Annotated in this window: 19 protein-coding genes and 1 tRNA gene; 6 read left to right on the plus strand and 14 right to left on the minus strand. The window is 50.2% G+C overall.

Going from position 1 to position 24034, the window contains the following annotated elements:
• Positions 1-20 precede the first annotated feature (20 nt).
• Together IKQ95_08815 and IKQ95_08820 are read right to left on the minus strand one after the other, a co-directional pair.
• Positions 21-620, minus strand: coding sequence for a DUF4276 family protein (locus tag IKQ95_08815; GenBank protein MBR4196795.1), 600 nt, complete (start codon positions 618-620; stop codon positions 21-23).
• Positions 617-1792, minus strand: a complete 1176-nt coding sequence (locus IKQ95_08820; protein MBR4196796.1) for an AAA family ATPase — start codon at positions 1790-1792, stop codon at positions 617-619. The genes IKQ95_08815 and IKQ95_08820 overlap by 4 nt, the downstream gene beginning before the upstream one ends.
• A 173-nt stretch (positions 1793-1965) precedes the next feature.
• On the opposite strand from IKQ95_08820, the gene IKQ95_08825 reads away from it, so the two are divergent.
• Positions 1966-2038, plus strand: a tRNA-Ala gene (locus IKQ95_08825).
• Between the two features lie 4 nt (positions 2039-2042).
• Here the strand turns inward: IKQ95_08825 and IKQ95_08830 are convergent.
• The 10 genes from IKQ95_08830 to IKQ95_08875 form a co-directional block, all read right to left on the minus strand.
• Positions 2043-2522, minus strand: a complete 480-nt coding sequence (locus IKQ95_08830; protein MBR4196797.1) for a DUF501 domain-containing protein — start codon at positions 2520-2522, stop codon at positions 2043-2045.
• 38 nt (positions 2523-2560) lie between these two features.
• Positions 2561-3133: a S1 RNA-binding domain-containing protein gene (locus IKQ95_08835; protein ID MBR4196798.1), complete on the minus strand. Its 573-nt coding sequence runs from the start codon at positions 3131-3133 to the stop codon at positions 2561-2563.
• A gap of 32 nt (positions 3134-3165) precedes the next feature.
• Complete coding sequence (locus tag IKQ95_08840; protein ID MBR4196799.1) at positions 3166-3753, minus strand: hypothetical protein; 588 nt, start codon at positions 3751-3753, stop codon at positions 3166-3168.
• A 2-nt stretch (positions 3754-3755) separates the two neighbouring features.
• The gene (locus IKQ95_08845; protein ID MBR4196800.1) at positions 3756-4304 is read right to left on the minus strand and encodes a hypothetical protein; all 549 of its coding nucleotides are present in this window, start codon (positions 4302-4304) and stop codon (positions 3756-3758) included.
• Positions 4305-4319: 15 nt separating this feature from the next.
• Positions 4320-5642, minus strand: coding sequence for an ACT domain-containing protein (locus tag IKQ95_08850; protein MBR4196801.1), 1323 nt, complete (start codon positions 5640-5642; stop codon positions 4320-4322).
• A gap of 104 nt (positions 5643-5746) precedes the next feature.
• A complete protein-coding gene (locus IKQ95_08855) occupies positions 5747-7063 on the minus strand; it encodes an aspartate kinase (protein ID MBR4196802.1) in 1317 nt (438 codons plus the stop codon).
• Positions 7060-8295, minus strand: coding sequence for an amidohydrolase (locus tag IKQ95_08860; GenBank protein MBR4196803.1), 1236 nt, complete (start codon positions 8293-8295; stop codon positions 7060-7062). Before IKQ95_08860 ends, IKQ95_08855 begins: the two co-directional genes overlap by 4 nt.
• A complete protein-coding gene (dapD, locus tag IKQ95_08865) occupies positions 8214-8912 on the minus strand; it encodes a 2,3,4,5-tetrahydropyridine-2,6-dicarboxylate N-acetyltransferase (protein MBR4196804.1) in 699 nt (232 codons plus the stop codon). The genes IKQ95_08860 and dapD overlap by 82 nt, the downstream gene beginning before the upstream one ends.
• A 4-nt stretch (positions 8913-8916) precedes the next feature.
• Positions 8917-9726 carry a 4-hydroxy-tetrahydrodipicolinate reductase gene (dapB, locus tag IKQ95_08870; protein ID MBR4196805.1) on the minus strand — a complete coding sequence of 270 codons (810 nt, stop codon included), beginning with the start codon at positions 9724-9726 and terminating at the stop codon, positions 8917-8919.
• 3 nt (positions 9727-9729) lie between these two features.
• Positions 9730-10617, minus strand: a complete 888-nt coding sequence (locus IKQ95_08875) for a 4-hydroxy-tetrahydrodipicolinate synthase (protein ID MBR4196806.1) — start codon at positions 10615-10617, stop codon at positions 9730-9732.
• 360 nt (positions 10618-10977) lie between these two features.
• On the opposite strand from IKQ95_08875, the gene IKQ95_08880 reads away from it, so the two are divergent.
• The 4 genes from IKQ95_08880 to ychF all read left to right on the plus strand — a co-directional run bounded on the left by IKQ95_08880 (position 10978) and on the right by ychF (position 17012).
• Positions 10978-13359 carry a hypothetical protein gene (locus tag IKQ95_08880; protein MBR4196807.1) on the plus strand — a complete coding sequence of 794 codons (2382 nt, stop codon included), beginning with the start codon at positions 10978-10980 and terminating at the stop codon, positions 13357-13359.
• 126 nt (positions 13360-13485) lie between these two features.
• Entirely contained in the window at positions 13486-14976 is a 1491-nt protein-coding gene (locus IKQ95_08885) for a potassium/proton antiporter (protein MBR4196808.1), read from the plus strand.
• A gap of 286 nt (positions 14977-15262) precedes the next feature.
• Entirely contained in the window at positions 15263-15898 is a 636-nt protein-coding gene (locus IKQ95_08890; protein MBR4196809.1) for a L,D-transpeptidase, read from the plus strand.
• Between the two features lie 16 nt (positions 15899-15914).
• Positions 15915-17012: a redox-regulated ATPase YchF gene (ychF, locus tag IKQ95_08895; GenBank protein ID MBR4196810.1), complete on the plus strand. Its 1098-nt coding sequence runs from the start codon at positions 15915-15917 to the stop codon at positions 17010-17012.
• A 53-nt stretch (positions 17013-17065) separates the two neighbouring features.
• On the opposite strand, the gene IKQ95_08900 is transcribed toward ychF, so the two are convergent.
• Both IKQ95_08900 and IKQ95_08905 read right to left on the minus strand, forming a co-directional pair.
• Complete coding sequence (locus IKQ95_08900; GenBank protein MBR4196811.1) at positions 17066-18055, minus strand: acyltransferase family protein; 990 nt, start codon at positions 18053-18055, stop codon at positions 17066-17068.
• A gap of 94 nt (positions 18056-18149) precedes the next feature.
• On the minus strand, positions 18150-22499 hold the full coding sequence (locus IKQ95_08905) for a hypothetical protein (protein MBR4196812.1): 4350 nt from the start codon (positions 22497-22499) through the stop codon (positions 18150-18152).
• A gap of 249 nt (positions 22500-22748) precedes the next feature.
• On the opposite strand from IKQ95_08905, the gene IKQ95_08910 reads away from it, so the two are divergent.
• The gene (locus IKQ95_08910; protein ID MBR4196813.1) at positions 22749-24023 is read left to right on the plus strand and encodes a transposase; all 1275 of its coding nucleotides are present in this window, start codon (positions 22749-22751) and stop codon (positions 24021-24023) included.
• The last annotated feature ends 11 nt before the right edge of the window (positions 24024-24034 follow it).

Consider the following 24034-nt stretch of genomic DNA (forward strand, 5'->3'; position numbering starts at 1 on the left):
GGCGGGGGGATTTTTCTGCGTCATGGTATGGCCGGGGTATTGCAGAGTACTAAGATAGTGTTGATGAAAGATTTTAGTTCGGGACATGCGTTTATGGCTTTCATGAGGTCTGCTTTCTCAAAAATGCTCATTCCGTCCCGCTGTTTAATGTAGCGTTTTCCGTTTTTCCCTGCCCTGAAAATTTCCTTGATGTAATATGACGGCGGCTTTCCGTGATTTATTGTTTCCGGGAGTCCTTGTGGGGAATGCATGTTGTGTCCGGCTTTCTGCTGTATAACGTCCCAGTAAGGGAGAAGCCACGCCTCAAAATCATGTTGCGCCGCGTGTGGGTGAAACCTGCTGTTCTGCCCGACCCAAAGGCTCATTTTCTTTTTCGCGTCCTTCGCGTCCCTGAAATCATCAGTCCCTGTGTAAACGTCAGTCAGTGCGATAACATGATCCGCGCCCCTCGCTAAAATATTCTCAACGACACGCTTCAGGTTTCCTTCTTTGGGAATGCGCCCGTTGTAAGGATGAAATTTTATCTTGGGCATTGTTTTCACACGCTTTTCGAGAAAATCTATGAGTTTTTCCTTAAAGGCTGTTTCCGTTCTTCCTTCTACTATGATTGTAATGTTCATGCCCGGCCTCCTATTTCGCCCATGCGCCAAAGCTCGTCAAGCGAATAATCCTTCAGCCATTCGCCGAGATTCATTGTGTCAGCGCGGGTTATCACTGTTTCTCCGTCTTCATTGAGATCTATAACGCAGACTTCTTCAGGCTCAAGAAAGCGCACGAACCTGTCCGAATGAGTCGCGGCGATAATCTGCGTCTCAGATGAAGCCTCCCTCATGAGCTGGGACAGAAGGTCTAGTAGTTCAGGGTGAAGGCTGACTTCAGGCTCGTCAATCATTGTTACTGTTGAAAGTCCCGGACTCTTGAGCAGAGATGAAAGCCAAAGGAATCGCAAAATGCCCTCGGAAAGCTCATTTGCGTAAAGGACATCGGGAAAATTTCTGTCCTTCCACGTCATAGCGAGCATACCTGCTGCCACAGGAGGAAAATTAAGCTCCTCAAAACCCGGAAAAGCGGCTCTCAAAGCGTCAGTAACTGCGGAAAAACGCTCTTTCCTGTCTTCCCTCATGGTCAAAAGAAGCGGGATGAGATACTCACCGTTTATGCCGGGAAGGCTTGCGGGCTTCAGGAGCTGGGGCATTTTCACAGGGGCATTCCTGCCTACGTCAAGATAATGATACTGTGTCGCTGAGGCTAAAATTTGCCTGAAAAGCTCAGGCTGGCGGAACACTTTTGACACTTGGGACAGGGCTGTTTCGTCAGGGTCATAATCCCAGTCAGGATACTCAAGGTGCTTTGTGTCTGAGTTGAAATATCTTATATTGCCTTCCTTAGCGTCAATATACATGAACGGCCTGCCATAGCGGTTTTCGTCCCTGTGTTGCAAAAGCTGCTCTTCCGCGATCACATAGCCTGTCCTGCGCGGAACAATACTTAAATGATAATGCAGTGGGGAATTGCCCGGCCCGGCTGTGTCTTCAGGAAGCTCAATATCCACGTCAATAGAGATTCTGTCGCTTTTTCCGCGTGTCAGAAGGCTTGATATTCCGCCTGCTTCGGATAATTTTTCAGACAGCCTCCCGGAAGCTGAAGCTGACAGCAAAGAAATAGCGTCCAGAAATGAAGTCTTCCCCGAACCATTCGCGCCTACAAAAACCATGAAAGGCGACATTTCTACATCAACGGAACGAAGCCGCCTGAAACCCTCTATCTTTATTCTTTTGATGTACGAAGCCATAATGCTGCCTCCTTTTATGCGGATTTTACATTCTCCGTGCAATATTGACAAGAACGCAGGACGGGCATAAAATATCCTCTGTTGCTTTACGGGGCTATATCCTAGCAGGGAGCGTCTTCACATTCGTATTTTGAGGCCGCCCGCACGTAATCACCTCAGCAATACAAAGATACGGGGCTGTAGCGCAGTTGGGAGCGCGCGACATTCGCATTGTCGAGGCCGGGAGTTCGAATCTCCTCAGCTCCATTCCCTAAATCTTTTCACACAGACACGAATCACATTCACCGCATAACCCGTGAGATCTCAGCCATTCGCCCGCAGGATGAAAGCCAAGCCCGATGAATGAAGCCGCCTGAAGGTGCAGGCATTTGACATTCACGCCGTCCCCGACTCTGATTCCTCCCACGCCCCCGCGCATAACGTCCCGGAAAATTCTCCTCCTGTAACGCCGCATAAATCCGTTCACGTGAACCCCGCCGAGTTTCAGCCGTATCACCTGATGAAGCATGTTGTACTTCCGCCACTCATGGACAAGCCCCCGCGATGATATGTACTCTTCAAGCTCACGCACTCCGCCGAGACTCTCAATTTCCCCCGCGAGCCTCACAAGGTGCGGGCATTTAAGCCAGAAACTTGTCGGGAAAATTTTGCGTCCAAATGGGCGGCAGACCTGGACTCTGACATGGCCGAACGAGCATAATATTTCCCGGTCAACAAAAACGGGAGACACCTGGCGATGTCCCCCGCGGAAATTTCTTCCCGTCATAATCAGTAGTCCCGGCTGTTAGTCCTGCGCCTTGCTGACGCTCTCCCGGATCTAGCCGAGTTTCGGGTGTTAAGGTCGGTGATTTTTGCCTCGCTAGTTTTCAGGAATGAGGCCATCTTTTTCTCGAAGCTGTCTGCCTCTTCCGGGTTCTGCTCCCTGTACTCGGCCTGCATATCGTGAAAGTCCCGGGGTGCGCGTGTCTCGCGTGTTACGCTCCTGTATTCTTTCGGCGGGCGGCCGTTTGTGTCCTGCTGCTGGCCGGTAAATGTCCTTTGCGGGCGCGGAGGTCTTGACGGCCTTTCGGGAGGCTCCTGCATCTGCTTCAGCGACAAATCTATGCGGCCCTTCTCATCTATGCGGATGACTTTGGCCTGTATCCTGTCCTGCACTTTGAGAACAGTATTTATGTCTTTCACGAACGAATACGACAGCTCCGAAATGTGAATCATTCCTTTTCTGCCCGTTTTCGCTATTCTCACAAACGCCCCGTAAGGCATAAGCTGCTCAACGGTGCATTCAACAATTTCTCCGACTTCAACTCCGGCTGATGTTGCGACAATATTAGCCTCGGCCATGTGAAACTCTTACTCCCCTGAAATAGATTTTGTTACTCCCAGCGCCATTCGGGTTTTCCGCCCAAGCCAAGACGGCGAATCAGATATACATATTTCGCTTTAAGCTGGCGGCTTCCCGGCTTGTACCAGACTAAGAGAGTCCCGCGCTGTTTGTTTAACGCTAATTTTAACACGGAGCCTTCAACAATTGGCCCGTAACACGCTAATACTGCCTCATTCCGCAAAGAGTCAGGGCGTTTCTTCATGTACTTCAGGACATTCCGCAGCTCTATCGGGAGTGCCTGAACCTGTTTCAGGAGCGTCCATGTCTTGGGCTTTTTCGCGAGCTGGAATCGGTGAGTCTTGATGTCTTCCTTCACGTAGCGTTTTATGCGGTAATTCTGGGAACGCGCTTTTTTCCCGGCAAGTTTCACGTTCACTGCTGACGGTCTCATCTTCTCCGAAAGTCCGTCAATATCATACGGCTTTGACGCTGTACAGGAAATTTCCGGCTTAACGCTGACTGTCTCAATACGCTTCTTTATGCTAACAGTTTTCGGAGGCTCTATGCTGAAATCGTCAACCCTGTAAACGTCAACCCGCCTCGAAATTCTCCGCGCAAGGAAATCACGAATGCCCATATTTAGCCCCGGCCTGTGGCAAGGAAGCTCAACGCCTTCTCAAGCCTCGTGAACGGCTCTAATATGTCCATAGTCCCGGCCGCCTCTGTCAGTATCGCGCCTGCCTGCTGTACTTCCTCCGGCCTAATCCCCGCGGGAAATTCTGCCCTGAATGGTGCGCCGTTTGTGTTCGCCTGAATCAGGAACACTCCCGGGTCTGCTGTCGTCTCAATATGCCCGGCAGCATCAAGCGGTACATGCGGGGACTCCTCAAGAAGCACGGACTTTATACGGCTGTAATCCCTCAGCGGGGCGAGTATGTCTGTGTCCTGGCATATCCATAGCTGCGGGTCAGTCTCAACAGAGTCCAAGAGGCTCTCAAGTATGAGCTTTTCTTTCGCGTATTTCCCGAACGACTCGCCGTAAAGTATTCTCGACAATTGATCTGGTCTAAGAGGGTCAGTCCTCACAAAGTCAACGGGAAATCCCTTCATGTCCGTAACAAGAACCGCGCCCCGTATGAGCGAGTCGCCCCCGTCAATGATAATATAGCCCATAGCGTTATTTGCCATATGAACAGCTCCCTGTCATTTCAGTATCACAGCCCCGTACAGAGCGCGCACGGCGGCTTCATAATCTTCATCGTACACTCCGATTATAATATTGAGGTCATCGCTTCCCTGCTCTATCATACGCACTTTTATTCCTGCGGCGGCTATTGCGTTGAATATCTTTGCGAATATCCCCTTCACCGTTCCCATTCCTTTGCCTACTACGGTAATCAGGGATAAATTTTTCTCAACGGTAATATTTTCAGGCTTTATAGCGTCCTTCAGTGCCTGCAAAATTTCCGCCCGTTTCAGGTCAAACAGGGGATTTTTGACGACAATGGAGAAGCGGTATATTCCTGACATGTAATGTTCGCAGGATATATTTCTCTCGGTGAATATCCCGAAAACTTTCTGCCCGATTCCCGTGAGCCTGTTTAGGCCGAATTTCTGTATATGGATTATTCGGTAATTTCTTTTTCCGGCAATGCAGGCGGCGACTCCTCGCCTTGAGTCCTCCGGGAGGTCTGCTGTTACTGATGTCCCCTCGTCGTCTATGTCGTTTATGTTGCGGACTCTCAATGGGATTCCGATGTCCTGCATAAGAAGTATAACGTCCTCGTGGAAGATATTTATTCCCATGTACGTGAGCTGCTTTAGTTCCTCGTATGTTATCTGACGTATGACTTCAGGATTGTCGACTATTCCGGGATCTGCGCTGTAAATTTTCGTTGTCTCGCTCCATTTTTCGCACAGCGTAGCGTTCACGGCTCTTGCGACAATGGCGGCGGTTATGTCAGCTCCTCCGCGGGGGAATAATTTTATCGCGTTTGTTCCTGCTGACCCGTAAAAGCCGGGGATTACCGCGTGTTCAGTCTCAGCGAAAATTTTGGTGGCCGCCTCGAATGTCTTTTCACGGTCTAAAGCTCCGTCCCTGCCGAAAAATATAAAGTCAGCCGCGTCGATAAACTTCCAGCCGATATACTCAGCGAAAATTTTTGCCATGATATATTCGCCCCGGCTCACTACGTAATCATTTCCGCGCCCGAAAAATAAATTCTTCTTCAGGTTCATGATTTCCGCGTCAATATATGCGTTTACGCCGATACCCCTTGCAATATCGCTGAACCTGTCGCGGATTTGCGTCATCATCTCGTCAAAATTCTCGCGGTTAGTATAGCGGGCATTCATGATAAATAGCATGTCGGTAACTTTCATGTCCTCGCGTGAAACAGCTCCGGGTGCTGAGACAATGACATACTTCCGCTCAGGCTGGGACATCACAATTTGGGCAGTCTTCTTTATCATGTCAGGAGTCGAGAATGCCGCGCTCCCGAATTTTGACACAATTACATCGCTCATGACACTTCACTTCCTTTGCTGTGTTTCTGTGGGAAAAATCATCATAATTATAATCTCTTGAGGGCATAAAAATACCCCCTATATTTCAGGGGGCTTTGTGATTCTTACTGTATCATTGTGCTGTATAACGCCCTTATTGACTTTTCATAGTCGGAATCGTCAACGCCTATTATGATATTCAGCTCGTCAGATCCCTGATCTATCATGCGGATGTTGACTCCCGCGTCAGCAAGTGCCGTGAAAACTTTCGCCGCTGTACCCTTTGCGCTTATCATTCCCTCGCCGACAACAGCAATCACCGCTAAATTCTTCTCGATTGTGATAAAGTCCGGGGCTAACTCGTTCTTTATCTCGCGTAGAATCTCCTCCCGTTTCGCGTCAAATGCCGAGGAGCTTACCACAACCGAAATTGTGTCAATACCTGTCGGGCAATGCTCAAAGGGTACACCGCTGCGGGCGAAAATGTATAACAGCCTCGCGCCGAATCCTGTCTGACCGTTCATTTGTGATTTCTCGACTCTAATGCTCGTGAATCCCTTGCGCCCCGCGATTCCTGTTACGGGATTTCGCTTTACGTCATGAGGGACTGAGGCGGAAATGAGAGTCCCTGCGTCCGAGGGTGAATTTGTGTTGCGAATGTTGACGGGGATACCTGCCTTCCTCACCGGGAAAACGGCATCCTCATGGAGAACGCTCGCGCCCATGTATGACAGCTCGCGGAGTTCGGTGTACGTGATATGCTCTATCGGCTTGGGACTGTCGACTATTCGCGGGTCTGCCGACAACATGCCGGATACGTCCGTCCAATTCTCGTAGACATCAGCATTAACCGAACGGGCGACTATTGAGCCGGTGATGTCGCTTCCTCCGCGTGAGAATGTCTTGATTGTCCCGTCAGGAAGTGAGCCGTAAAAGCCGGGGATTACTGCGTGTTCAAGCCCCTTCAATTTTTCGCCGAGAGCGTTATATGTTCTGTCGCCGTCAAAGATTCCGGCCTCGTCAAAAAACACAGCCTCCGCCGCGTCAACAAACGGCCATCCGAGAAACTCAGCTATGATTTTCGCGTTGAGGTATTCGCCCCGGCTCGCAAGGTAATCCGCAGGGGGATATTTCCTGAGTGCGTATTCTATCGTCTCAATTTCCTCTGATATGTCGAACGTTATACCCAAGTCCGAAATTATGTCGGAATAACGCGCCTTTATTTTCGCCAGTGTGCCGGAATACTCATCGCCCTTCGCGAACTCTGAATAGCAGCTGTAAAGCAAATCTGTAACCTTTATGTCGTCCGGGAATCTTTTGCCCGGTGCTGAAGCTACGATATATTTCCGTTCGGGATTAGCCCTGATGATGTCAGCGGCCTTGCGAATCTGTGAAGCGTCCGCAAGTGATGTGCCGCCGAATTTCGCCGTGATTACTCTCAATTGTTGCTGCCTCCTGTCTTGTTATAGTTGTATGCTGACATTGAATGCATAGCCGAGGCCGTTATGATTGCGTCAGGCAAAGGGAGAAATTTATCGGAATGGAGCGGATATTCACACCCCGCGCCGATATGGTAGAAGCACCCTGTACGCGCAAGAATATAGCTCCCGAAATCCTCGCTGATGAAAAGCGGCTTGCTGATGATGTCGACTCTTTCACCGCCGAAAGTCTCACGCGCTGAACGTTCGCATAGGGCTGTGAGTTTGTCGTTGTCGTTGACGACTCCCACGCATGAGTCTGTAATGACACATTCAGATTTCGCGCCGAATCTCCCGGCAACGTCAGCGCAGACCGTCTCAAGCTCTCTGCACATGGCCGAACGTTTATCGAGTCCGTATGTCCGTATAATTCCGGCTAACTCTGCTTTTCCCGCGAGAATGTTATTCGCCGTCCCTGCGTGAAATTTCCCGACACTGACGACTCCGCCCGGTATGCGTAAAATTTCCGGGACAATGTGCGAGGCCGCCTCTATGCTGTCTATGCCTTTGTCCCTCTGCGCGCCGTGAGCGGATTTGCCGATGACCGTCAATTTCCACGTAGCCGAAGCCGCGTAGAAATCCCCGTACTTTATGCCGACATGCCCCGCAGGTAATGCCGGGTCAACATGGCACCCGAAAACCGCCGACACGCCGTCAAGACATCCCGCGTCAATCATGCGTTTTGCTCCGCCGTCGCCTTCCTCGTTCGGCTGGAATATGAATGTTACAGTGCCGGGAAGCTCGTCCCTGTGAGACTGTAGAATCATTGCCGCGCCTAATGCCCCCGTGATGTGTACGTCATGGCCGCAGGCGTGCATCATTCCGGGATTCTGAGACGCGAAATCGCACCCGGTGGCCTCCGTAACGGGCAATGCGTCAATGTCCGACCTTACAGCGCAGTGTTCACCCGGCAATTTCCCGTCAACCCTCGCAATGATTCCAGTGTTGATGGCTCGTCTGTGAGGTATTCCGGCCATGTCTAAATAGTGTTCGATTAGGTCAGCGGTGTGAAATTCATTGTCGCCGATTTCGGGAATACGGTGAAATTCTTTGCGTATTTCCGTGAGTCTGCCCCGGAGTTTTTCCGCCTCAGAAAGAAAATTTATTCCCATCGTCAAATCTTCCTCAATGACTCCTGAAGGGCTGTTTTCTGTGTCGTACTGCTGTCCTTGTCCTTTATGACTCTCGCAGGACATCCCGCTACGACTTTTCCGGGGGGGACATCCTCAATCACGACAGCACCCGCAGCGACTACAGAGCCTTCACCGATTCTTACGCCCTCAATGACGACAGCATTAGCCCCGACAAGAACATTATCCTCAACGACTACGGGCTTTGCGCTTGCAGGCTCAATCACTCCCGCCAAGACTGCCCCCGCGCCTATGTGGCAGTTTTTGCCGACAGTGGCACGGCCTCCGAGTACGGCGTTCATGTCTATCATTGTCCCCTCGCCGACAACAGCCCCGATATTTATCACAGCTCCCATCATGATGACGGAATTTCTGCCGATTGTCGCATTTTCGCGGATTATCGCGCCCGGCTCGATTCGTGCGGGAATGTCTTTGAGGTCAAGAAGGGGGATTGCGCTGTTCCGTGATGAGTTCTCGATGACAATATCAGCGATTGAGTCGCGGTTTGACTCTATTACGGGCTGAAGCTCTGACCAGTCGCCGAATATGATTTTGTCGGAAGCACCGAAAATTTTTGCGTTTGTCCCGCTGAAGTCTACCGGGGATTTTTCCCGGAGATATATTTTCACGGGTGTAACTTTCTTTGCGTCTGCTATGTATCTGATTATCTCTTGAGCGTCCATGAGATTACCCCGCTATGAAGTCCTGCATTCCGTAGAGGCCGGGAGCTTTCGTGATGAGCCATTTTGCCGCGGCTAATGCTCCGTTCGCGAACAGTGCGCGGTTCTTTGCGTCATGCCGTATCGTTATCGTTTCGAGTCCGTTGGAGAAAATTATCTCGTGAGTCCCGACTTCTGACCCGTAGCGCAGTGAGTGAATGCCGATCTCATTCGGAGACCTTTTGCCGTTCTCGTGCCGTCCGATATTGAGAGTCATGGCCGGGTTGCCCTCCTGACCCCCCTTTTTGTGGTTACCCCCCTCCGTGAACGGTGTCCCCCCTAATTTAGAGGGGATTAAGGGGGGTCTTGCTTCCTGTAACCTTTTCGCGAGCATTAACGCCGTGCCGCTGGGAACGTCCAATTTCTGATTGTGGTGAGCCTCTATCATCTCTATGTCGCAGTCCCCGAAAAGTTTTGCGACTCTCTCGGCAATGTCAGCAACAAGAGCAACGCCCACCGACATATTCGGGGAAATGAACACGGGAATTTTCGCGGCGGCCTCGCGGATTAATGTCATCTCGTAGGGTGTCTGCCCTGTTGACGCGATGAGGACGGGCAAATTTCTTTTGACGCAGTAAGATGTTACGGCCTGAGTCGCGGCGTGATTGCTGAAGTCTATAACGCAGTCAGCTTCCCCGGCGAAGTCATCAAGCGCGTGATACTTCCCGTTCCCGGTCTGAAATGCCACGTCAACAAGTGCTGAAATATTTTCCTGCCCGGCCATGTCAGCGAGGATATGTCCCATTTTCCCCCCTGCGCCGTTAATGATAATCTTCATGGCCTAAATCAACCCCTGCTCTTTCATGAGGGCAAATAATTTTTCCCGGTGAGCTTTCTCCATCGGTACAAGGGGCAGCCTCAAATAGTCCTCGCAGAATCCCATAGCATTCATTGCAGCTTTGACGGGAATCGGGTTTGTCTCACAGAAAAGCGCGTTGATTAACGGCAAGTACCTGCACTGCAATTCCGCAGCTCCCTTCACATCGCCGGCAAAAAATTTCTCGCATATCTCCATTGTCTGACGCGGCGCGGGGTTCGACAGCACGGAAATTACGCCCTGCCCGCCCATAGAAAGAATCGGCACAATCTGATCATCATTGCCCGAATAAATATCCATTCTGTTGCCGATGAGCTGGGCTGTGTGTACGATTTTGCTGATGTTGGAATTTGCTTCCTTTATGCCGTTGATTTTCGGGTGCCACGATAATTTTTCGTAGGTCTCCGGCTCTATGTTGATTCCTGTGCGTGAAGGGACATTGTAGAGGATTACGGGCTTGCTTGAAGCGTCTGCTATTGTCTCGTACATTTTGACGAGTCCGCCCTGTGTCGTTTTGTTGTAGTAGGGAGTAACGAGAAGGAGAGCGTCCGCCCCGGCATCGCAGCAATATTTCGAGAGCTGTACGGCGTAACGGGTATCATTTGAGCCAGTCGCGGCAATCATTACGCACCTTCCCGCGATTCTTTTCACGGCGAAATCAACAACAGCTTTGTGTTCTGCGTCATCGAGGGTTGAGCCTTCTCCCGTTGTCCCGGCTATAACAAGGGCGTTGATCCCCTGTTCGCACTGCCAGTCAATGACTTTGGCGAATGAGTCATAATCGACTCCGTTCGCGTTCATAGGGGTGATAAGTGCCGTAGCGACTCCCCTGAAAATCGGCTTGTCAGTCATAAAACAATCATCCTTTCACTAATTAATGCCACAAAAAAACCGCTCACCTTAGAGAAAATGAGCGGCTGATTTTATGCGGGTATGTACAAATCTCCGTCATTCTCTAAGGCAAGACAGCACAATTACGTTTTATCTTGAGGAATGACGCGCAGGAAGACACAAATACATTGAGGCGTGAAAAATTCTGCGACATGGATTTATGCTCCCTTCTGAAATTTTCGGAATATTTGCTGGAAATTCTAAACGTCAAAATTTATTCTGTCAACAAAAACAGCCGTCCCCGATAATAATTTGACACCGCAAACTTTGCATGTTTTAATTATCTAACAATCTATATTATCAGCAGGGAGATGTTTTTTCATGAAACGTGCAGGAATTTCACTGTTTTTGCTGGTTCTCATAGTCTCATTGAGTCCGGGAGTCAGTTACGGCGCGGAAGGCTATGTGTACGCAACTACAAACATGACCTGGGCGGAGTTCTACGCGGGCGAAACGGGCGAAACGTCAGCGGATTTGCTTTCGGCGGGTCTTGACGCAATCAGCACACCGACAACGCACGGCCTTGCGAGATTTCCGCTTCTCATGGGTGAGTCCGGCGACAATGGCACAACGATTACCGGGCTTAAAGCTGTTCAGGTGAGAATGACTCAGGACGTTTACGACTCACTTTCGGACAATTCCCGGTACACCGTAAGCACATCAGAGTTTGACGAGTATAAAGACGTGAACGCGGACGGCTCATTCGGGGCAATGGTCAGCACTTCAGCAGACGCAACAGCACTGGGCGCAAGCGTGAGTCTCACTACAGGCTCAAGCGCAAGATGGGGGCATTACGTCTTCAGCGTTTCGAGCGCGGATATACCCATAGGGAGCGCAAATAGGTACTGCGATTACTATTTAGGCGCACTGCTTGAGACTTCTGACGGCAAAATCTACGGCATGAGGCACAACAATAATTTATGGTTCAACGCCAAAGACCTCGCAATATCGACAGCAGAATTTGTTGAGGTTCACGGAGTCTCACGGAGCTATGAATACACGTCCGACATGGAAGGCAAGACCATCACGAAAATAACATACATGCTAAAGAATCTTCCGGACGAAATAATAAGCTGTGATGTATTTCTCAAGCTCAAGACTTCCGCGAGCGTTTACCCTGTGTATGAGGACGGCTATTACGCTGTCATGGCCGTGGAGAATGTAGAAATCCCGTTAGCGTTCAGCAATGTCCCTTCAAGCGCGGATTACAGTCTTTCGGGCGTAACGTTCGGGACAGGCCGAGGACGCAGAGCCGTAACAGGCTGTACAATTTCGGATGATGATGTTCTCACGATAGCCGGAACTGTCAGCGAAGGAACGTACACAGCGACTTTCAGCACGGAGACTTACGCGGATATTTCGGCGACAATAAGAGTCTTCACGGCAGACGCGACCGCAAAAGTTATCTCAGCCGACAAAAACGACGCGGGGCTTATGTTCCTTCTTACCCCCGCAGGAGTCAGCGATGCAACGGACGCTGTATTGACCGCTCAAAATTTCGTGAACGCCACAGATTACACGGCCATTGCGGACAACTCGACAGCAGTTTTCACGGGAGGAGCGAATCAGATTGCGGACTCTGGATTCTCGCTTGATGTCAGACTTTCGGGCGTTCCTTCAGGCAAACGCGGCATACTGGGATTCAGCAAGGGACTACAGATTACCCCGGCTAAAATCGGAGCTAATGATTTCTCGGCCATGTCAGCGAAAATTCTCGCGCTCCCTGATGTCGCTTACGGCTGGCGAGTCCCGACAGAATCACAGCTCCGTGATATGGGATTGATTGTTGTCGGGATTTATCCTGACGGAGTATCACGCGACATTACCGGGTACATCTCAAGCGGGATCAGAGCCGATGACGGAGCAATCACTTTCACATACGGCACTGTTCTTATTGACCGGGAATTTTTAGCGGCACCGGGCGAGGAAGGGAAAGTGTACGAGCTTTCGGAAGAGGGAGAAGGCACAATGAGCGACGGAGCTTTTGACGGCCGACTCTCTGCGACATGGTACGTCAGGACACCGGGCGGGGCTTCCGGCGGAGACGGTACAGACTCACAGGACATCACACCGACTCCCGCGTCAGACGACACAAGACCGACTCCAGGCACTGACTCAGGCGATAGGACTCCAGGCGCAGGCTCAAGCACAGTAACACCCATAAAGCCCGCAATACCTCTCACGGACTCAAAGAAGGCCGATATTACTCAGGCACTTTCGAGGCTGTCAGCGAAAGTTTCAGGCTCAACAGAAGTCAGCGAGCTTCCGTCAACCGCCATAAAGGGGACTCAGACAGTAACAAGCTCAGACACTGCGGTGTACCTTCCTGTTATCGAGGTCAGCGAGTCAAAAGTCTACGTTTTCGGCGTGTCATTGGACAAATTCGCGGCAGGCTCTCCGATTTACTGGCACTCAAACGCACAGGACATAACAACGGGTGAATTTCTTGACGCGGCAGACGAACAAGAAGCCGTGATTTTCATGAATGACTCCGGCGCGGAAGTGAATACAGTACCCGTAAACAAACATGTGAATGTAGCGGCGTATTTCGAGACAGGCAGGACATATTACCCGGCAATCACAACGGAATCACAGGCCGAAACAGTGATAGGAGTCGGGAGTACTTCAGGCGGGTGCAGTGCGGGAGTCTCAGCAGCAATAATTCTCGGACTCGCATTCATTCTCACACACCGAAAACGCTAAAGGCTCTTCATTTTACACGCAGAATTTCGTGAAAAGACTCTCTGTAATATGACGGGGAGTCTTTTTTTCTGCTATACTCACAAATCATCACACACATTTATCATGAAAGGAACGATTCACTAATACATGCTTCAGGCAATAAATCCCTTCCTCGTTACCGGCCTGCTTTTATTCTTGAGCCTCGTTGCGGGCGCGCTCTCTGAGAAAATAAAAGTCCCTGCCCTGATATTGTTTCTCGGCATCGGAATGCTTGCAGGTGTTGACGGCCCGGGAGGACTCAATTTTTCCGACGCAAACGCCGCCAACAGTGTCGGCACATTCGCATTGGCCTTCATACTTTTTGCGGGCGGATTCCAGACGAAATGGAGCGACATTAAGCCCGTTGTGACTCAGGGCGTAGTTCTGTCGACTCTCGGAGTCCTTCTTACGGCTGTAGTGATGGCGATACCGATAGCATTTCTGCCTATGTTCACGTACAAGGACGCATTCTTACTCGGCGCGATAGTCTCATCGACAGACGCGGCGGCGGTGTTCTCGATACTGAGGACTCAGAAAGTCGGAGTGCGCGGAGCATTGAAGCCCCTGCTAGAGTTTGAGTCGGGAAGCAATGACCCTATGGCGGTTTTCCTGACGATTACGGCAATGACGTGGCTGACTTCTCCCGATGTGCCTGTTGACGAGCTTGCGATTCAGTTTGTGGTTCAGATGACGGCGGGCGGTGCAATGGGCTACATCATGGGTCGTTTCTCGTGCTGGGCAATCAAACGCCTTCAGGTGTCGAACGAGGCACTTTACCCGGTGTGGGGGATTTCTGTCGTCATGGCTACATTCGGGATTACAGAGACAGTTTACGGCAACGGATATTTAGCGGTCTACGTCTGCGGGATAGTCATGGGCGGCGGGGATTTCCTGTACAAGTACAGTCTTCAGAGATTTCATGACGGTTTCGCGTGGCTCATGCAGATTATAATGTTCTTGGTACTGGGACTGCTTGTTACCCCGTCTGAGGTCGTGAATTTCTCCGTCATGAGCATGGGATTCCTGATTTCATTCTGCCTAATGTTTGTGGCGCGTCCTGTTGCAGTGTTTGCCGGGACGATATTCAGCCGCTTCAACTGGCGGGAAAAATTGTTCATCTCATGGACGGGACTCCGCGGCGCAGTGCCTATCATCCTAGCCACGTATCCTTTGACGGCGGGACATCCTCAAGCAAGATACATGTTCAACGTTATATTTTTCGTTGTGCTTACGTCAGTTATGATACAGGGGAAGACTCTTGCGTGGTTCGCAAAATTCCTCAAGATTGACGAGGCTGTGAGGGAGGCTAAGAATTGGACGCTTAATTTTGACATTACGCCGGCTTCCGGGACTGATGAAACATATGAAGTTGACCTTCCTGAAGACGCTGCCGCAATCGGGACGGCGGTGAAAGATCTGCGCTTCCCTGACGGAGTAACAATTCTCCTAATCAACCGCGGCGACAAGTACATGATACCCAAGGGGGGGACGGTGCTTGAGCATGATGACACGCTATTATTGTTCGGGGACAGGGCGAAACTTCCCGGAGTCGTAAGCAGGCTCACACAGCGGGCGGAAAACGACGGCCAAGACTCTTGATTTTGCGCGTTAGTGCTGTAATATTCTGCATGGACACGGAAAAATTTTGCACATTCAGGAGATAATCTTACCCATGACAAAAGAAGATGCTGTAAAATTTATCATTGATTTGTTCACGTTGCGTACGGTATGGATAGACAGGGGCGGCGGAAAATGGGCGGTAAAGAAACGCTTTCACCCGTTATTGCGCTCGGCGTTCTGGGTGCTTGCTGTTATAGTCTGCGCGGGGATATATTCAGGTTTCAACAGCCCGAAAAACTCCGAGGCCGTAGAAGATTCTATGCCTATGACTGTCGCGACTCTCCCTGACCCTGAAGAGGCTTTCACCCCTCCTCCCGTGAGGCGCGAAACAGTGATACCCCTGAAAGCCTCAAAGCGCGGTGAAATCGTCCTGCCGTCAGAAAAGAACCCCGAAACCGACAGAATCATAGCCCCGTCAGCAAACCTGAAGCCGGAAATCACCCCTTCCCCCGAATTACCGTCAGCACCGCTCACGAAAGCCACAGGGCCGGGGAAATATAGTGTTGACGTGAACAAGTCAGCATACACGCTCACGCTATACAGGGACGGCGAGCCGGTGAAGGTATACCCTATAGCGGTCGGCAAGAACCCCGGCGACAAGCAGAGGATTGGCGACCACAGGACTCCCACAGGAAATTTCCGGGTAGTCTCAATCGAAAACGCTTCAGGATGGAGTCATGATTTCCGCGACGGCAAAGGGAAAATCAAAGGTGCTTACGGCCCGTGGTTTATCCGTCTTGACGCAAAGGGCTGGAAGGGGATCGGCATTCACGGAACGCATGACCCTGACTCGCGGGGGACTATGGCGACTGAGGGATGTATACGACTCAGCAATGAGGACATCGCCGAGCTTAAACAGTACGCCTACAGGAACATGCCCGTAACAATCCGGGAAAACTAGAGGGGGAATAATATTCATGCTCAAATGCGGGATAATCGGCCTTCCTTTGTCGGGAAAATCGACCGTCTTCAACGTAATCACACGCGCCGGGGCTGAGGTCAAGCCGTATGCGTCCGGGAAAACTGAGCCTAACCGGGCATTAGTGAATGTGCCGGACGAACGTTTTGACAGGCTCGTGGAAATCTTCAAGCCAAAGAGCGAGAAGCCTGCGGATGTTGAATTTGTTGACCTTGCCGGGCTGTCGAAAGACGCGGGAAAAGGCGCGGGGCTGGGAAATTCGTTCCTTTCGTTTGTGTCGGAGTCAGACGCATTATTGCATGTTGTGCGCGTATTCAGGAATGACTCAGTTCCTCACCCGGAGAATAATATTGACCCTCTCCGGGATTTTCGCATTGTCGAGGCCGAATTGATTTATCGGGATTTAGGTGTAATCAGCAACCGAATATCACGGCTTGAGGAGAAGAAAGCCAAGAAGAAATTAACGCCTCAGGAGTCAGCCGAGCTTGAATTAGTGCGCGGTCTTGAAGCACACATGCTTGAAGAAAAGCCGTTGAGGGAATATCCGCTTGACGATGAGCAGAAGAGAATGTTATCGGGGTATGCGTTCCTGACGCTGAAGCCTGAGCTTGTCGTCCTGAATCTTGACGACACGCAGACGGGGAACGTGCCGGAAATTTCGCCGCTGATGGCCGAGCTTGAGTCGAAAAACATGAAGGCCGTGAAGGTTTACGGTGCTACGGAAATGGAGCTTGAGCAGTTAGACCCGGAGGACAGAGCCGAATTTATGCGTGATTTGTCGGTTGACGAACCCGGCCGGGACAGGCTAATTCACGAGGCGTATAAATTGCTGGGATTGATTTCGTTCTTCACGTCGGGGGCTGATGAGGTCAGAGCGTGGACGCTGAAGGCCGGAAGCACTGCCGTTGACGCTGCCGGGACGATACATTCAGACCTTGCACGGGGCTTCATTCGGGCGCAGGTTGTGGCCTATGATGATTTCATCGCCAACAATGCCAGCATAGCGCAGTGCCGGGAAAAAGGGGTACTGCGTCTTGAGGGAAAAGAGTACACCGTGAAGGACGGCGACATGATAGAGATACGGTTCAACGTCTGAGACTGTGAGAAAAATTTTGCCCCCGGTTGACATGGCCGGGGGTTTTTTGTTGCTTACACGATGTATTTGTTGAGGACAGGAATATGATTGAGGAGGGCGGAAATTCCGAACGAGATCACGAACACAATCACAGAAATTACAGGGATGGAAATTAACGGGCTGAACGTCAGCGGATTGAGTCCGAATTTCCCGACAAGCCTTATCACAGCGACATGGACAAGATACGCCCCGAATGAGTACCGCGACAATGCCCGGATGATTCGCGAAGGCCAGTTGAATTTTACCCGGAAGAATACGAACACCATCACCGCTTCAAGCATTACATTTACGGTGTGGGAGGCATAAAATTTCCCGAAAGCCCCGCCCGTGAACCGTGAGGCATAAAGAGACACAAACACTGTCGCCGTAAACCCAGCAGTCCCAGCAATGTATATCAGGCGTTCAGCCCTGCGCGAAATATTTACCCTGTTCAGGAAATATCCCAGAAGAAAATACCCCGCAAAGCCTCCGACAAAATGAAGCTGAAAATTTCCGGCGGTGTTGCCCGCAAAATTTCCGAAATGCTCCGAGAACAGCGAGATTATATTGACCGTCTCAGGAACAGCAAACGCGAACAAAAACGAAAGCGCAAGGAAATATTTTGTCAGCGATTCCGACTCCGCAATCTTCTTCACGAACGGAACAATCATATACAGCCCCGCAATCATGTACAGAAACCATAGATGATAATGTCCCTTCAGGAAATGCCCTGCCGCCTTCATGATGTCCCTGTCCTTTATATATCCGTGAACGGCATAAAGTAATGACCAGAACAGAAACGCCGTAAATATCCTGAATATGTACTTGCTGTAAATTTTCCTGACGGGAATATCTTTGCTGAGGAACAGCGCACCGCTTATCATCGTGAAGACTGGCACAGCCCACCGCACTATGCTGTCATAGAAATTCATCGCAGCCCATTCAGCCGTGCGAATATCCGTATCGTACCATTCCCGCGCCGCAACATGAAGTACCATCACCGCAAACGCCCCGAATACCCGCAAAAAGTCAAAATAGTGGCATCTGCTGTCTGCTGTCTGCTGTCTTAATTATCATTAATATGCGCCTCCTCGAAATTTCAAGCGTAATACTCCCGATTTACAGCCCGATGTTGAACAGGTTATCTATCAATTGCTGTTTGAACTGTTCGCCGGGACTCTCTTCCTCCGCACTGGGCGCACCTTCCCCGACAGGCAGCTTGAACCTCATCTTGAACTGTGATGTCTCTTTCTGCTTCTCCTCGTCCCTGTTGAGAATGTCTATCGGCAGGAAGTCCTCTATCGGCTTGGTAACCTTTATGTCCCTCAAATGAGGCTCACTCCATGAATTTGCGATCGTGAAGGAAACGTTCTGAAAGTCTTTCTGCTTCACGCCCATAACCCTGCTCGCCGCGTCCCGCAGTACATTGCGCGCAAGACTCCCGGTCATGTACTGAAACACACCCTTCATTGCACCTAGTAGACGGTCAAGCAGTTTCAGGTCAAAACGTCCGTCGCAGAGCAGCTTCAATCCCTTTCCTGAAAGCCCCATTGACCCGTTAATCATGAAGTACCTGTACAGAGGCTCATCAAATCCTGCCCGCGCCCCTGTCCCAGGATTGAGGAACAAATCTTTTCCGTCCCAGAAAAATGACCCGTTAATCTTCTCGAACGTTATTTTTCCTGTCGGCGTTATGTTCTCAAGCATTTTCACTTTCTGAATACAGCCCGGCCCCGTCGTAAACTGCCCGTCCGCAAAACTCAGCGCAATATATTTCGTTGATGTTCCCTTCATCACAACCTGCCCGCTTGCTGTGCCGACTAACTCACCTTCAGGCATGAATGGCTTTGTGAGCTTCCCGAAATCGACATTTGACGCTTTCACTTCCCCGCGCCATTCGGTTTGGCTGTCTTCCATGTCAACCTCAAACTCTGCACGAATGACTCCTCCGCTGAGAGTCGCACGGCCTGTAGTCATCTGTATCTTGTTCTTGTCCGTGAGGAATTTCACAGGCAGGTTGATGTTGTTGACCGTGATTTTGTCCATCAGTGTTATCTCGTTTGAACGGGCGTTTATGACAATCGGATCTCCGGGCTTTGTGCTTCCGTGAACGTGTGCAACAACTGAGCCTTTCACCATCCCGGCCATTTCCGGCATCTGCGTCTCTATTGCGCTGTCAACGTCCAGCGGCTTTGTGTCGACAGTGTAATATATCCCGTCCGGCTTTATCTGAATGTCAATGTCTGACTCCGGCTTGAAGTTGTTGATACGGGCTTTTCCGTGCATGACAAAATGATTCTCCGCCGGGGATTTCACGCTTAATGCTATGTCGTGAATCTCTGATTTCTGATACAGCACCGGCTTTGTGAGCGCAAGATGTGCTGTAGGCTGTCCGATTGTCCCGGTAACGCCTGCTTTCGCGTCAATAACTCCTTCAACGGGTGCCTTCTGCATAAATTTCTTCAGCAGTGCTTTCAGGTCAAGATTCTTCACGGACGTGTCAATGTTTATCGCGCTGGCCATTATGTCTTTCATGTTCGGGGAAATGTCGCCGAGACCTTTTATTTCAGCACCGTTTACAGTGGCTTCTATGTTCCTGATGTTTACACGCCGTATATTTCCGTCAGCCTCAACAAGCGCGCTTGGTATGTCGGCAAAATCTGTAGCCTTTACGTTCTTGGCCAGAATTTTCGCGGTGATGTTCGACATCTTCATGTTCGTCCCTGCGCTGAGAGTCACGAACCCCGCAGAAGCAATATCCCCGGCCTTTATGCTGTCGCCTGTAACACTGGCTGTAATGGCCGCATTGCTGAGACCGCCGCGGATTCTGGCGGAGCCTTTCACCGTTCCTGACACGGGCATGGAATTGTCCTGCAGCTTTAACGCCGTCATGAGTGTGTCTATGTTTATGCCTGAAGTTGACGCTGTGAGGTCAAGCAGGGGATTGTTCATGTTCTTGATGTTCACCGTGCCTTTAGCGGTTACGTTCCCGCCCGGAAGTGAGGCATTCGCGCCGGAAATGTTCAGGACTCCCCCGCGCAGTGTCATGGGTATGTCAGCATCGCCGAATTTCATTCCCTGATAGCCTGCGTCCCTTGCCGAGACTGCAGCATTTGCTGTGATTGCGTTTACGTCCGTGAACTTCCCGGAAGCGTCCGCCCTGAATGAATATCTGCCCGCAACATCTTTCAGCCCCGGAAATGATTTCAGCTCAAGATTCTGAATGTCAGCGTCTGCCCTGAAGGTGGAGTCATTGAGATTGGCAGAGGCATTAAGAGTCGCTGACCCGTTCGGGAGTGCGGCGTGTGCGCTGTTGACGGTGAGAATGTTGCCGCGGAATGTTACGGGGATTTCTGCGTTGCCGATGTTTACACCGTTGTAGCTCGCGTTACTGGCCGTGAGGAGTCCGCCTGCTGTTATTGTCCTTGTGTCGTTAAAATTGCCGGAAGCGTCTGCGTTAAGTGAGTACGTCCCCTTCAACTGTTTCAGCTGCGGAATGAATCGCAGGTCTAAATTTTTCGCGTCAGCATTTGCGGTGAATCGGCCTGTGATGATGTCGGCTTCTGCATTGAGACTCGCGGAGCTTCCCGGAAAGCGTATGCTTGCGCCGCTGACCTTCACGACTCCATGCGAGAATGTTATAGGGATGTCGGCATTACCGCGCCTAATGTCGGAATACCCTGCATTGCGCGCCGTGAGATTCGCATTGGCCGTGATTGTCCGAATGTCGTTGAAGTTCCCGCCCGCGTCAGCCTTCAGTGAATACGCACCCGCAACACCTCTCAGCATGGGAATGTGTCCCGGCTCTATGTTGTTCGCGTCAGCCCTCGCCGAAAATTTCCCGGTGTTAATGTCAGCGTCAGCCCTCGCGGTGATTCGCCCCCGTCCTAAATTTGCGGTGAAGTCATGTATTTTCGCTGTCCCGTTCTGAATGTCGTAGCCTGCCTCAGCGTTAAGCCCCGTGAGAATTACGCCGAATGCCCCGGCTCTGTCTGATGTGATTTTCGCGTTGACGTTGAGCGACTCGGAGATTTCAGCGCGGGCCGTGATTTTGCCGACAGGATTCTCGATGAGGCCGGAAATCTGCGGGATTGCCTTCACGAGAGAGGGAATATCAAGATTCACGATTGACATAACGAGTCCTTCCGGCTTAATGTCGCCGTGTGAGTCTGTTACTGCTCCTCCCCGTGCGAAAACTTTTCCCCCGAACATTTTTCCCCCTAGTGATATGTGAGGCATTTTTCCGGGCGTTAGCTTTATGTCGGCTGTGAGGTTCTCCGCTGTCTTTATGCCCATTGCCGAGACTGACGGGAAACTTGCTTTGAGGCTTGCCCGCGTCCGATTGAATATCATCGTCATAACGTCATCAGTAAATTCTGTGTCTGCGTAAAATTTCACGTTCCCCCCGTCGCCGATAACGTTAGCTTCAGGCGCGAACATTGTCCCAATTTCGGTTAGTGATATATTTCTGCCCTCGCCCTTTGCGGTGAACTTCATGCGCTCAATGTCCCCTGAAACGCTCAGGGAGAGTCCTGCGGCCTTTGTGCTGAATGTCGCATTATCGAGCATGAAAATTTTTGTGCCGTCCCACGAAAAAGGAAGGCGGAAATTCAGCGGAATGTTCATGACCTCAGCGCGGGGCATTGAGATTACTCCTTCTGCCGAAATTGCGCCGTCATTGTCCTTTGCGGAAATTTTTGCGTCAATCCTGCCGGTTATGTTCATGTCGGGGGAAATGAGATTCGCGAAATCCTCAAGCTGTATTGCGGAGAGGAATAATTTTGCGTCAACGGGCTGAATTTTCCCGGTGATTTTGCCCGTACCCTTCTCGCCAATATTGATGAGGGAGGAAAGTATTTCGGCTGACGGGAGATTTATATCGGCCTCCGCTTTGAGGGGAAGAACGCTGTACTGTGATGATAGCATCGCGTCAAGTATGAATTTCCCGGCCTCGTTGAGCGTGAGAGAGTCCAGCGTCAAATCAGCATAGGGACTCCCGAAAAATATATCCCTCACGGAAATATTTGCGGGGTTCAATTTGAGGGTGAAAGGTTCTGCGATAGGTTCGGGCTTGTCCTCTGATGATGGCGGAAACACTGAGGCAATCTTCATCACCTTGTCGAGGTCTGTGCTTAGGCCGTGAACGTTCAGCGACTTGATGAAGGGGATACCGTCCATTCCTGAGAGGACTAAATCCCAGTCCGGGCTGACTGAAGCATGACGCAACACCGCGAGAGTCTCATCGCCGGAAGTGATTCGGAGTCCGTCAAGCGCATAGCCATTCCGCAGAGAGCCGGAGACGTTATCGAGTCGGACTCTCATAGGGTGAAGGAAGAAAGAGCCGCCGCGCTCAAGTATGGGCTTCACGAGCCATGAGCCTGTATCGAACCAGAAAAGAGCCGCCCCGGCCGCAACTGTAATCAATGAAATGTATATGAGATATTTTATGAGTGAACCAAAGAAACGCACGGTAAAATTCACATCCCGAAAAAATTTCATTAATTATATTCTAAAATTTGTGATGTGAACCTCCTGCGACAAAACGCCGCACGATTCTCAAGAAGTTTGACATTAAGCCCTTATTCTTGCAGGCATGTACACTTTGCCCCTACTGCCTAGTCCCAAATGACACAGCACTTACTTTATCATTAACTCGCAAGAAGACTCTCACTTCTTTAAGTGGGAGATGAATTGCGCCGATTAGGATATAATATTTATATGACCGAAGAAGAGAGATTAGCCAAGAATAACCGTATACGTGAACAAGGCAGACTGACCCGTGAAAAACGCAAGCGTCAAATATGCCGAGTGTACCGTATGAAAATAGACATCTCTCACCTAAATGAAGCCCAGAAAACTCACCTGAAGATGCTTTTTGTTGAAGCTAAATGGCTGTACAATGACGCACTGACTTTCACTAATGAACATGATATTAACGACTACGATACAACAACCCATACAGTTCACGGGCTGGATAAAGACAAACAGCCTGTAACCCATGAGCTTGAATATTTAGGCTCACAGATGAAGCAGTCAGTTATTCAGGGCATAAAGTATAGTCTTAAAGGATTAGCCGAGCTAAAGAAACATAATCATACAGTAGGGAGTTTGCGCTACAAGTCAGATTATGAGTCAATCAACCTTCAGCAACACAGAGTAACTTACAGGTTCTATGACCAATGGCACATAGGCATTCAAGGTTTCAAAGAGCCAATTAGAATTAGGGGTGCTAGCCGATTCTGGAATATCCCTGATATAGAGTTTGCTAATGCGAAACTGTTAAATCTTCCTGATGGCTATTATCTAGCAATAACAACATACCAGAATAAGGGAGGTGAGACAAAGAAATATAAGCCTGAGATAGGAATAGACATGGGAATAAAAACGACAATAACGACATCTGAGGGCAAGAAAATCAAAGTACTGATTGAAGAAAGTGAACGAATAAAGAAAAGCCAGCGATTAATAGCTCGGCGGAAAAAGGGTTCAAACAATCGGTACAAAGCGATAAAACTATTATGCAAGGCATATCAGAAGTTATCAAGCCAAAAGAAGGACGCAGCGAATAAAATCGTACATGACCTATTAGAGCATGAACATGTATACATGCAGGATGAAAATATTTCCGGGTGGCATAAAGGCTTGTTCGGAGGGACGGTGCAACACTCAGTATTAGGATTAGTGAAAGCGAAACTGATACACAATGAGCGAGTAACAGTACTGTCATCAAGAGAGCCAACGATGAAATATTGCCCTGTATGCGGAAAACTCAAGAAGAACATAACACTAGCAGACAGGGTATATGAATGCCCCTGCGGATATAGAGAAGACCGAGATGTACATGCGGCGCGAAATATGATATTGCTGAGTAAGAAAAATACCTGTGGGACGCAGGGAAGTTACGCCTTTGGAGAGGACGTAAGACGGAAACAGAAATGTTGCAACGCAGACCTCGTTGAATTAGGAATCCGCCGAATCCGTGAGGGGCGGTAGTTCACGCTGTT

Source organism: Synergistaceae bacterium (genome assembly GCA_017540085.1).
Taxonomy (GTDB): Bacteria; Synergistota; Synergistia; order Synergistales; family Aminobacteriaceae; genus JAFUXM01.

What these genes read in the sequence shown, in the direction of transcription:
- IKQ95_08860 (MBR4196803.1), bottom strand. Translation starts at nt 8,295, where the DNA reads ATGTCCTGCGAGAGTCATAAAGGACAAGGACAGCAGTACGACACAGAA.
- dapB (MBR4196805.1), bottom strand. Translation starts at nt 9,726, where the DNA reads ATGAAGATTATCATTAACGGCGCAGGGGGGAAAATGGGACATATCCTC.
- IKQ95_08890 (MBR4196809.1), top strand. Translation starts at nt 15,263, where the DNA reads ATGACTGTCGCGACTCTCCCTGACCCTGAAGAGGCTTTCACCCCTCCT.
- IKQ95_08840 (MBR4196799.1), bottom strand. Translation starts at nt 3,753, where the DNA reads ATGGGCATTCGTGATTTCCTTGCGCGGAGAATTTCGAGGCGGGTTGAC.
- dapD (MBR4196804.1), bottom strand. Translation starts at nt 8,912, where the DNA reads ATGGACGCTCAAGAGATAATCAGATACATAGCAGACGCAAAGAAAGTT.
- IKQ95_08845 (MBR4196800.1), bottom strand. Translation starts at nt 4,304, where the DNA reads ATGGCAAATAACGCTATGGGCTATATTATCATTGACGGGGGCGACTCG.
- IKQ95_08880 (MBR4196807.1), top strand. Translation starts at nt 10,978, where the DNA reads ATGAAACGTGCAGGAATTTCACTGTTTTTGCTGGTTCTCATAGTCTCA.
- IKQ95_08820 (MBR4196796.1), bottom strand. Translation starts at nt 1,792, where the DNA reads ATGGCTTCGTACATCAAAAGAATAAAGATAGAGGGTTTCAGGCGGCTT.
- IKQ95_08885 (MBR4196808.1), top strand. Translation starts at nt 13,486, where the DNA reads ATGCTTCAGGCAATAAATCCCTTCCTCGTTACCGGCCTGCTTTTATTC.
- IKQ95_08850 (MBR4196801.1), bottom strand. Translation starts at nt 5,642, where the DNA reads ATGAGCGATGTAATTGTGTCAAAATTCGGGAGCGCGGCATTCTCGACT.
- IKQ95_08875 (MBR4196806.1), bottom strand. Translation starts at nt 10,617, where the DNA reads ATGACTGACAAGCCGATTTTCAGGGGAGTCGCTACGGCACTTATCACC.
- IKQ95_08835 (MBR4196798.1), bottom strand. Translation starts at nt 3,133, where the DNA reads ATGGCCGAGGCTAATATTGTCGCAACATCAGCCGGAGTTGAAGTCGGA.
- ychF (MBR4196810.1), top strand. Translation starts at nt 15,915, where the DNA reads ATGCTCAAATGCGGGATAATCGGCCTTCCTTTGTCGGGAAAATCGACC.
- IKQ95_08910 (MBR4196813.1), top strand. Translation starts at nt 22,749, where the DNA reads ATGACCGAAGAAGAGAGATTAGCCAAGAATAACCGTATACGTGAACAA.
- IKQ95_08815 (MBR4196795.1), bottom strand. Translation starts at nt 620, where the DNA reads ATGAACATTACAATCATAGTAGAAGGAAGAACGGAAACAGCCTTTAAG.